Source organism: Citrobacter sp. A316, from assembly GCF_002042945.1.
Classification (GTDB): Bacteria; Pseudomonadota; Gammaproteobacteria; order Enterobacterales; family Enterobacteriaceae; genus Citrobacter; species Citrobacter portucalensis.
Genome location: NZ_MVFZ01000022.1, coordinates 80,092 through 90,369, shown reverse-complemented (window position 1 = coordinate 90,369; position 10,278 = coordinate 80,092). Strand labels below are relative to the sequence as shown.

Annotated in this window: 9 protein-coding genes, 2 tRNA genes and 1 rRNA gene; 10 read left to right on the top strand and 2 right to left on the bottom strand. The window is 53.1% G+C overall.

All coding sequences use genetic code 11. The features are described 5' to 3' along the window. The first annotated feature begins 9 nt into the window (after positions 1–9). The 3 genes from rrf (at position 10) to BZK41_RS22570 (ending at position 385) form a co-directional block, all read left to right on the top strand. Positions 10–125 (top strand): 5S ribosomal RNA (gene rrf / locus BZK41_RS22580). Positions 126–180: 55 nt separating this feature from the next. Then, a tRNA-Asp gene (locus BZK41_RS22575) sits at positions 181–257 on the top strand. A 52-nt stretch (positions 258–309) separates the two neighbouring features. Beyond that, a tRNA-Trp gene (locus BZK41_RS22570) sits at positions 310–385 on the top strand. A gap of 99 nt (positions 386–484) precedes the next feature. Here the strand turns inward: BZK41_RS22570 and hdfR are convergent. Beyond that, the gene (hdfR, locus tag BZK41_RS22565) at positions 485–1,330 is read right to left on the bottom strand and encodes an HTH-type transcriptional regulator HdfR (protein ID WP_095533172.1); all 846 of its coding nucleotides are present in this window, start codon (positions 1,328–1,330) and stop codon (positions 485–487) included. A gap of 106 nt (positions 1,331–1,436) precedes the next feature. Between hdfR and maoP the strand changes: the two genes are divergently transcribed. Beyond that, a complete protein-coding gene (maoP, locus tag BZK41_RS22560; protein WP_003018025.1) occupies positions 1,437–1,775 on the top strand; it encodes a macrodomain Ori organization protein MaoP in 339 nt (112 codons plus the stop codon). Positions 1,776–1,798: 23 nt separating this feature from the next. Here maoP and BZK41_RS22555 read toward each other — a convergent pair whose 3' ends face one another. Further along, complete coding sequence (locus BZK41_RS22555; protein ID WP_079939648.1) at positions 1,799–3,319, bottom strand: YifB family Mg chelatase-like AAA ATPase; 1,521 nt, start codon at positions 3,317–3,319, stop codon at positions 1,799–1,801. 353 nt (positions 3,320–3,672) lie between these two features. Here BZK41_RS22555 and ilvL point away from each other — a divergent pair, with 353 nt between their 5' ends. The 6 genes from ilvL to ilvA all read left to right on the top strand — a co-directional run bounded on the left by ilvL (position 3,673) and on the right by ilvA (position 10,225). Next, positions 3,673–3,771 carry an ilv operon leader peptide gene (gene ilvL, locus BZK41_RS22550; RefSeq protein WP_001311244.1) on the top strand — a complete coding sequence of 33 codons (99 nt, stop codon included), beginning with the start codon at positions 3,673–3,675 and terminating at the stop codon, positions 3,769–3,771. A 139-nt stretch (positions 3,772–3,910) separates the two neighbouring features. Then, positions 3,911–5,557 carry an acetolactate synthase 2 catalytic subunit gene (gene ilvG, locus BZK41_RS22545; RefSeq protein ID WP_079939647.1) on the top strand — a complete coding sequence of 549 codons (1,647 nt, stop codon included), beginning with the start codon at positions 3,911–3,913 and terminating at the stop codon, positions 5,555–5,557. Further along, positions 5,554–5,817, top strand: a complete 264-nt coding sequence (gene ilvM / locus BZK41_RS22540) for an acetolactate synthase 2 small subunit (protein WP_003018017.1) — start codon at positions 5,554–5,556, stop codon at positions 5,815–5,817. The genes ilvG and ilvM overlap by 4 nt, the downstream gene beginning before the upstream one ends. Positions 5,818–5,834: 17 nt before the next feature. Next, on the top strand, positions 5,835–6,764 hold the full coding sequence (locus BZK41_RS22535) for a branched-chain amino acid transaminase (protein WP_003018014.1): 930 nt from the start codon (positions 5,835–5,837) through the stop codon (positions 6,762–6,764). A 60-nt stretch (positions 6,765–6,824) separates the two neighbouring features. Then, a complete protein-coding gene (gene ilvD / locus BZK41_RS22530; RefSeq protein WP_003829028.1) occupies positions 6,825–8,675 on the top strand; it encodes a dihydroxy-acid dehydratase in 1,851 nt (616 codons plus the stop codon). A 5-nt stretch (positions 8,676–8,680) separates the two neighbouring features. After that, positions 8,681–10,225, top strand: a complete 1,545-nt coding sequence (gene ilvA, locus BZK41_RS22525) for a threonine ammonia-lyase, biosynthetic (RefSeq protein WP_079939650.1) — start codon at positions 8,681–8,683, stop codon at positions 10,223–10,225. Positions 10,226–10,278 lie beyond the last annotated feature (53 nt).

Sequence of the window (10,278 nt, the reverse complement as noted above, 5' to 3'; positions counted from 1 at the left end):
CAGAATTTGCCTGGCGGCTGTAGCGCGGTGGTCCCACCTGACCCCATGCCGAACTCAGAAGTGAAACGCCGTAGCGCCGATGGTAGTGTGGGGTCTCCCCATGCGAGAGTAGGGAACTGCCAGGCATCAAATTGCAGTAAACCGGGATGAAGAATCCAGGTAGTGACAAAGAAATTCGGTGGAGCGGTAGTTCAGTTGGTTAGAATACCTGCCTGTCACGCAGGGGGTCGCGGGTTCGAGTCCCGTCCGTTCCGCCACTTATTAGAAAATTAAGCCTGCTACTAAGCAGGCTTAATGATAAGAAAATTTAGGGGCGTAGCTCAGTTGGTAGAGCACCGGTCTCCAAAACCGGGTGTCGCGAGTTCGAGTCTCTCCGCCCCTGCCAGAAACAATCCTTAGCATTCTTGCTAAGGATTTTTTTTACCTGTAATTTGAGTTTTTCCTTCTTTCTATTTTACTCCCGGCATCCTTGCCAGTGTTTTCCTTAATCTTCCAGAATATTTGTTCTCAGCAGATCGCAAATCAGTGCATGTTTATCGCTGTTTTGCAGCCAAACTGCATATAACGGGCGTGAAAGCGTTGTACTGTCGGTAACCGTATGGAGATCGCTTTTACCTTTAGCCCAGTTGACCGGTAGCCAGCTAAAACCTTTGAGGACTGAAAGTTGCTGCCTGGCCAATTCTGCCGAACTGGTGGTGAGTACCGGCACTTCATCTCCTGCAATCAATCCCGCTTCGTGTTGCTGAAAGTCAGGTCCCCATTCCAGACGCAGATAATTCAGTTCATCTTTGGTTTGTGAAGGAGAACTGCAATAGAGCGCCAGCGTGAAATATCCCAACAGTTGACTGCTAAATTCGTCCATTTTGGGCGTTTCGGTAGTAATCAGTAGATCAAGCTGTCGTTCATGGAGCTGTTTTACTAACGACTGTCGCTGAGCGATCCTCGCTTCAAACTGCAGGCTGGATTGTGGCTCCTGGGATTGGTACAAACGCCCCAGCCAGCCATTAAGCATGCATTCCCAGAGGGATGCGCTGGCACCAATAGAAAACTCGTTATGCCGCGAGGTATTCGCAACCTCCTTACGTGCGGCTTGCCACGTATTCATCAGCGTTTCAGCGTAAGGCAGTAATTTTTCACCTGCAGCGGTTAAACGGATATTGTTTCTGTGTCGGGTGAACAGGTTTACACCCAATTGATTTTCCAGCTGTCTGATCCGGAAACTAACCGCTGATTGGGTCAGATAGAGCGCTTCAGCAGCCCTGCCAAAGTGGCGTGTCCGGCTAACTTCCAGGAAAGTTTTTAACAATTCCGTATCCACAACTCGCTCCATAAAATTATTTGTCGTTATGATTTAAATCTTTTGTTTGACGCTCTGTCAAGCGTAACTAATACTCCGCGCCATAAATAGCTCGGCCAAAGAATTAGGAGCGTGCAGGATGGCGGAAAGCTTTACGACGACTAATCGATATTTCGATAATAAATATTATCCCCGCGGATTCTCCCGTCATGGTGATTTCACCATTAAAGAAGCACAACTGCTTGAGCGTCACGGTTATGCTTTCAACGAGCTGGATCTGGGCAAGCGTGAGCCGGTAACGGAAGAAGAAAAACTGTTTGTTGCGGTATGCCGTGGTGAGCGCGAACCGGTTACCGAAGCTGAACGTGTGTGGTCAAAATACATGACGCGCATTAAGCGTCCAAAACGCTTCCACACGCTGTCTGGCGGGAAACCTCAGGTGGAAGGTGCGGAAGACTACACCGAATCTGATGATTAATAAAAAAGGGCGAAAGCCCTTTTTTATGCCAGTAGTTTCTGTAAATGAATGAGTAATCTGTCTATCGCCCGATACCCAACAGCCTCCTGTAAGTGCTGGCGAGAGATATGGTCAGATTGCTCTATATCCGCGATCGTTCGAGCGACCTTTATCAGGCGTAACCAGGCGCGGATGGATAATCCGAGATGCGCCAGCGTTTCTTCAAGCCACTGCGCATCATCGCTACGCAGTGGACAGTATTTATGGATATCCTGGCTGTCCAGATGCGCATTTAACTTATTCTGCCGCTGATACTGACGCTCTCGTGCTGCCATAACGCGTTGCTTCACCGTTGCGCTATCTTCCCCTTTTACCTGGTTCTGGCTGAGGATGCCGGGCGGCGGTAAGGGGATTTCGAGGGAGAGATCGAAGCGGTCAAGAAATGGACCTGATAATCGATTGAGGTAGCGTAGCGTCTGCTCTGGGGTACAGCGGTTATGGTTCCCCTGATAATGTCCTGTTGGGCTGGGATTCATGGCAGCAATAAGCTGAAAACGTGCGGGGTAAGTTATTTTTGCCCGAGTGCGGGATAAATGAATCTGCCCGGACTCAATAGGCTCTCGCAGTGCATCCAGCGTGCGCCGCTCAAACTCGGGGAGTTCATCCAGAAATAGTATGCCGTTATGCGCCAGAGAGATCTCGCCTGGCGCAGGAATAGAGCCTCCACCGACCATGGCGGTTAATGAAGCACTGTGATGCGGCGAACGAAAAGGGCGTTGCTTCCACTGTTTTTGTAGCTTGTCGGAATTGACCAGACTAAGAATCGCGGCGCTTTCCAGTGCCTCATCGTTACTCAGTGGGGGAAGCAATCCTCTCAGGCGACTGGCCAGCATGGTCTTACCCGTACCTGGAGGGCCGATGAGTAAGAGGTTATGACCGCCAGCTGCGGTAAGCTCCAGCCCGCGTTTACCCTGTTCCTGGCCGATAACATCGCTCAGATCATCCGTTAATGCGCAGGGGGTAAAATCTGCCGATGATGGTCTGTCTAAATCATGCTTACCTTCGAGGAATGCACATACGGCCTGTAGGTGATCGGCTATCAGGCACCCTTCACCGTGTATCAGTCCCACTTCAGCTGCATTCTCTTTTGCGACAATAATTCTCCTGCCTGCGCGAATGGCTTCGGTTGCACTTGAGATCGCACCGGGAACGCCGCGTAACGCGCCTGTAAGCGCTAATTCGCCTACCAGCTCATAGGTATCGAGATTATGGGTAGTAAGCTGCTCAGAAGCGGCCAGAAGCGCAACTGCGATAGGTAAATCATATCGTCCCCCTTCTTTCGGGAGATCGGCCGGAGCGAGGTTTATGGTTATCTTCTTTGCCGGGAATTCATAACCGCTATTAATAATCGCACTGCGAACCCGATCGCGGGCCTCTTTTACCGTTGTTTCGGGTAATCCCACCATGGTTAAACCAGGCAAACCATTGCTGATATGTACCTCGATGGTAATGGCTGGCGCATTCACGCCCAGTGCAGCGCGTGTGTGAACAATCGATAGTGACATAAGCCCTCCTGATGAAAGCATTATGTCGCAATACATCGCGGCAAGATTTCACATAATTGCGGTTTTTAGAGGCTTATTCCCGTGTTTTTATGTTGCTCAACACCGCTTGCATAAAGCCTGGAATAGCGCTCGCAAACGCTTTTGATTAACGTTTTTTAGTAGGGAACGCGTTGCCGAGAATCACCTGAAACGTGAAATATTTTCACTTTTGATTTTTTGTATAAAAAACAACGATATTTATCTAAACCGTTAACGGCGTCAGAAAAACGAATAAAAAAATATCTTGTGTCATTTGCAAATTCTATGGTAACTCTTTAGGTATTCCTTCGAACAAGATGCAAGAAAATACAAAAATGACAGCCCTTCTACGAGTGATTAGCCTGGTCGTGATTAGCGTGGTGGTGATTATTATCCCACCGTGCGGGGCTGCACTTGGACGAGGAAAGGCTTAGAAAACAAGCCTTAACGAACTAAGACCCCCGCACCGAAAGGTCCGGGGGTTTTTTTTGACCTTAAAAACATACACGAGGAGCAGAAAGTGAACGGTAGCATAAAATTCTGTTTCTCAAGATTTACGGCGGGGATGTAACTATGAATGGGGCACAGTGGGTGGTACATGCGTTGCGTGCACAAGGGGTTCAAACCGTCTTTGGTTATCCTGGTGGCGCAATTATGCCTGTTTACGATGCGTTGTATGACGGCGGCGTAGAACACTTGTTGTGTCGACACGAGCAGGGTGCGGCAATGGCGGCGATTGGCTATGCCCGCGCGACCGGTAAAACCGGCGTGTGTATCGCCACTTCCGGGCCTGGCGCTACCAACCTGATCACCGGACTTGCCGATGCGCTGTTAGATTCTGTTCCTGTGGTGGCGATCACCGGCCAGGTGGCCTCACCTTTCATCGGAACGGATGCGTTCCAGGAAGTGGACGTTCTCGGTATGTCTCTGTCCTGCACCAAACACAGCTTCCTGGTGCAGTCACTGGAAGAGCTGCCGCGCATCATGGCTGAGGCTTTTGCTGTGGCGAACTCCGGTCGTCCGGGTCCGGTTCTGGTTGATATCCCGAAAGACATCCAGCTGGCCAGCGGTACGCTGGAGCCGTATTTTACGACCGTCGAAAATGTAGAGGTTTTCCCGCACGCTGACGTTGAGCAGGCGCGTAAAATGCTGGCGCAGGCGCAGAAACCGATCCTGTACGTCGGTGGCGGCGTTGGTATGGCGCAGGCGGTCCCGGCTCTGCGTGAATTTATCACGGTAACCCAAATGCCGGTCGCCTGCACGTTGAAGGGGCTGGGCGCAGTAGAGGCTGACTACCCATACTATTTGGGCATGCTGGGAATGCACGGCACTAAAGCGGCAAATTTCGCGGTGCAAGAATGTGATTTACTGATTGCAGTGGGCGCGCGTTTTGATGACCGGGTGACCGGCAAGCTGAATACCTTCGCACCGAACGCCAGCGTGATCCACATGGATATCGACCCTGCGGAAATGAACAAGCTGCGCCAGGCACACGTAGCATTGCAGGGTGATTTAAATTCTCTGCTGCCGGCATTGCAGCAATCGCTGAAGATTGACGCATGGCGTCAGCATAGCGCTGAACTGCGCACAGAGCATACCTGGCGCTATGACCATCCCGGTGAGGCTATCTACGCGCCACTGTTGTTGAAGCAGTTGTCCGATCGCAAACCCGCGGACAGCGTAGTGACAACGGATGTTGGTCAGCATCAGATGTGGTCGGCGCAGCATATGACCTACACCCGCCCGGAAAATTTCATCACCTCAAGCGGGCTGGGCACGATGGGCTTTGGCCTGCCTGCTGCGGTTGGCGCGCAGGTTGCTCGCCCGAACGATACGGTAATCTGTATCTCCGGTGACGGCTCCTTCATGATGAATGTACAGGAACTGGGCACCGTAAAACGTAAGCAGTTGCCGCTGAAAATAGTCTTACTCGACAACCAGCGGTTAGGCATGGTGCGACAATGGCAGCAGCTGTTTTTCCAGGAACGTTATAGCGAAACCACCCTTACCGATAACCCCGATTTCCTCATGTTGGCCAGTGCCTTCGGCATACCAGGTCAACACATCACCCGTAAAGACCAGGTTGAAGCGGCACTCGACACCATGCTGAACAGCGAGGGGCCATACCTGCTTCATGTCTCAATCGACGAACTTGAGAATGTCTGGCCTCTGGTACCGCCAGGTGCCAGTAACTCAGAAATGCTGGAGAAATTATCATGATGCAACATCAGGTCGCCGTTGAGGCTCGTTTCAATCCGGAAACGTTAGAACGTGTTTTACGCGTGGTACGCCATCGTGGTTTTCAGGTGTGCTCCATGAATATGGAAGCCGCCAGCGATGCGCAAAATATAAATATCGAATTGACCGTTGCCAGCCCCCGGTCGGTCGACTTACTGTTTAGTCAGTTAAGTAAACTGGTAGACGTTGCACATGTTGCTATCTGCCAGAGCACAACCACATCACAACAAATCCGCGCCTGAGCGCAAAAGGAAGAAAAATGACGACGAAAAAAGCTGATTACATTTGGTCTAATGGCGAGATGATTCGTTGGGAAGACGCGAAGGTTCACGTGATGTCCCACGCGCTGCACTACGGTACTTCAGTATTCGAAGGCATCCGTTGCTACGATTCTCACAAAGGGCCGGTGGTGTTCCGTCATCGCGAACATATGCAGCGTCTGCGTGATTCAGCCAAGATCTATCGTTTTCCGGTTTCTCAGAGCGTTGATGAACTGATGGAAGCTTGCCGCGAGGTGATTCGTAAAAACAATCTGACCAGCGCCTATATCCGTCCGCTGGTGTTTGTTGGCGACGTGGGGATGGGCGTTAACCCGCCAGCGGGATACACCACTGACGTGATCATCGCCGCGTTCCCGTGGGGCGCTTACCTTGGTGCAGAAGCGCTGGAGCAGGGGATCGATGCGATGGTTTCTTCCTGGAACCGCGTTGCGCCGAACACTATCCCTACCGCGGCTAAAGCAGGCGGTAACTATCTGTCTTCACTGCTGGTGGGTAGCGAAGCGCGTCGTCATGGCTATCAGGAAGGCATTGCGCTGGACGTGAATGGCTACATCTCCGAAGGTGCGGGCGAAAACCTGTTTGAAGTAAAAGACGGCATTCTGTTTACCCCGCCGTTTACCTCTTCTGCACTGCCGGGTATCACCCGTGATGCGATCATTAAGCTGGCGAAAGATCTCGATATCGAAGTACGTGAGCAGGTGCTGTCCCGTGAATCGCTGTACCTGGCCGACGAAGTGTTCATGTCCGGTACCGCGGCCGAAATCACCCCAGTACGCAGCGTCGATGGTATCCAGGTGGGCGAAGGCCGCTGCGGTCCGGTCACCAAACGCATCCAGCAGGCCTTCTTTGGCCTCTTCACCGGTGAAACGGAAGATAAATACGGCTGGTTGGATCAGGTTAATCAATAAACATAAATTTGGGACGGCACGCACCGTCCCAATTATTAGACAGACGGGAGTTAATCAAGCATGCCTAAGTATCGTTCTGCTACCACCACCCACGGCCGCAATATGGCGGGTGCCCGCGCACTGTGGCGCGCCACCGGGATGACCGATGATGACTTCGGTAAACCGATAATCGCTGTGGTGAACTCCTTTACCCAGTTTGTGCCGGGCCACGTCCACCTGCGCGATCTCGGTAAGCTGGTTGCCGAACAAATCGAAGCCTCAGGCGGCGTGGCGAAAGAGTTCAACACCATTGCTGTGGATGATGGTATCGCCATGGGGCATGGTGGCATGCTGTATTCACTGCCGTCGCGTGAGCTGATCGCTGACTCCGTTGAGTACATGGTTAATGCCCACTGCGCCGATGCGATGGTCTGCATCTCCAACTGCGACAAAATCACCCCCGGGATGTTAATGGCCTCTTTGCGCCTGAATATTCCGGTGATCTTTGTTTCCGGCGGTCCGATGGAAGCCGGGAAAACCAAGCTCTCTGACCAAATCATCAAGCTCGACCTGGTTGATGCGATGATTCAGGGTGCTGACCCGAAAGTTTCCGACTCACAAAGCGAGCAGGTTGAACGTTCCGCCTGTCCGACCTGCGGCTCCTGTTCCGGTATGTTCACCGCTAACTCGATGAACTGCCTGACTGAAGCGCTGGGCCTGTCGCAGCCGGGTAACGGTTCACTGCTGGCGACTCACGCCGACCGTAAAGAACTGTTCCTCAACGCAGGTAAGCGCATCGTCGAGCTGACCAAACGCTATTACGAGCAGGATGATGCCTCCGCCCTGCCGCGCAACATTGCCAGCAAAGCGGCGTTTGAGAACGCCATGACGCTGGATATCGCCATGGGCGGCTCCACCAATACCGTTCTGCACCTGCTGGCGGCCGCGCAGGAAGCGGAAATCGACTTCACCATGAGTGATATCGACAAGCTGTCCCGCAAAGTCCCGCAGCTGTGTAAAGTGGCACCGAGCACGCAGAAATACCATATGGAAGACGTACACCGCGCGGGCGGCGTTCTGGGTATTTTAGGCGAACTGGATCGTGCCGGACTGCTGAACCGCGACGTGAAAAACGTGCTGGGCCTGACTCTACCGCAAACGCTCGATCGATATGACGTGATGTTGACCAAAGACGACGCGGTGAAAAAAATGTTCCGCGCCGGCCCGGCCGGCATTCGTACTACCCAGGCGTTCTCACAGGATTGCCGTTGGGATACGCTGGATGATGACCGCGCTGAAGGCTGCATCCGCTCGCTGGAGCACGCTTACAGCAAAGACGGCGGTCTGGCAGTTCTGTACGGTAACTTCGCGGAAAACGGCTGTATCGTGAAAACTGCAGGCGTGGATGACAGTATCCTGAAATTCACCGGCCCGGCAAAAGTGTATGAAAGCCAGGACGATGCGGTTGAAGCAATCCTCGGCGGTAAAGTGGTGGCTGGCGACGTGGTTGTCATTCGCTACGAAGGGCCGAAAGGCGGGCCAGGCATGCAGGAAATGCTCTACCCAACCACCTTCCTGAAATCGATGGGCCTCGGCAAGGCTTGCGCGCTGATTACCGACGGTCGCTTCTCTGGCGGTACTTCTGGTCTCTCTATCGGTCACGTTTCTCCGGAAGCGGCCAGCGGCGGTAATATTGCGATCATCGAAGATGGTGACATGATTGCCATCGACATCCCGAATCGTGGCATTCAATTGCAACTGAGTGATGCGGAAATCGCTGCGCGCCGTGAAGCGCAGGAAGCTCGCGGTGATAAAGCCTGGACGCCAAAAGATCGTCAGCGTCAGGTCTCCTTCGCACTGCGCGCCTACGCCAGCCTGGCAACCAGTGCCGACAAAGGTGCGGTGCGCGATAAGTCGAAGCTCGGGGGATAATGACCATGGCGGATTCACAACCTCTATCTGGCGCTCCTGAGGGCGCCGAGTATCTCAGAGCGGTACTGCGTGCGCCGGTATACGAAGCGGCACAGGTAACGCCGCTACAAAAAATGGAAAAACTCTCTTCGCGCCTCGACAACGTCATTCTGGTGAAGCGCGAAGACCGTCAACCCGTTCACAGCTTCAAGCTACGTGGCGCCTATGCCATGATGGCGGGCTTGACCGAAGAGCAAAAAGCGCATGGCGTCATTACCGCATCGGCTGGTAATCATGCTCAGGGTGTCGCTTTCTCTTCTGCGCGATTAGGCGTGAAGGCGCTGATTGTCATGCCAACGGCTACCGCCGATATCAAAGTCGATGCCGTTCGCGGCTTCGGCGGAGAAGTACTGCTGCACGGCGCGAATTTTGATGAAGCTAAAGCTAAAGCGATTGAATTGTCGCAGCAGCAGGGTTTTACCTGGGTTCCGCCGTTCGATCATCCGATGGTGATTGCCGGGCAGGGCACGCTGGCGCTGGAGCTGCTCCAGCAGGACGCGCATCTCGATCGCGTATTCGTGCCAGTTGGTGGTGGCGGTCTGGCGGCAGGTGTTGCGGTGCTGATTAAACAGTTGATGCCGCAAATCAAAGTGATTGCCGTGGAAGCGGAAGATTCGGCCTGCCTGAAAGCGGCGCTGGATGCCGGTCATCCGGTGGATCTGCCGCGTGTGGGTCTCTTTGCCGAAGGCGTGGCGGTGAAACGTATTGGTGATGAAACCTTCCGTCTGTGCCAGGAATATCTCGACGATATTATCACTGTCGATAGTGATGCTATTTGCGCGGCAATGAAAGACCTGTTCGAGGATGTACGTGCAGTGGCGGAGCCTTCCGGGGCACTGGCGCTGGCGGGGATGAAAAAATACATCGCCCAACATAATATTCGCGGCGAGCGTCTGGCGCATATTCTTTCCGGCGCTAACGTTAACTTCCACGGCCTGCGCTATGTTTCCGAACGTTGCGAGCTGGGGGAACAGCGTGAAGCCTTGCTGGCAGTAACCATTCCGGAAGAGAAGGGCAGCTTCCTGAAGTTCTGTCAGCTGCTGGGCGGGCGCTCGGTGACCGAGTTTAACTACCGCTTTGCTGATGCGAAAGACGCCTGCATTTTTGTCGGCGTACGTCTGAGCCGTGGGCTGGAAGAGCGTAAGGAAATCCTGCAACTGCTCAATGAGGGCGGCTACAGCGTGGTGGATCTGTCTGATGACGAGATGGCGAAGCTACACGTGCGCTATATGGTCGGTGGACGTCCGTCGAAACCCTTACAGGAACGCCTCTATAGCTTTGAATTTCCTGAATCGCCGGGGGCGTTGCTCAAATTCCTGCATACCCTGGGGACGCACTGGAATATTTCATTGTTCCACTATCGCAGTCACGGCACCGATTATGGTCGCGTACTGGCGGCGTTTGAGTTGGGTGAACACGAACCTGATTTCGAAACGCGGCTAAACGAACTGGGTTATGACTGTCATGATGAAACACATAACCCGGCGTTCAGGTTCTTCCTGGCGGGTTAACGACAGCCATTAAAAAAGGGTTCATGTAAAAACATGAACCCTTTTTGCTACTG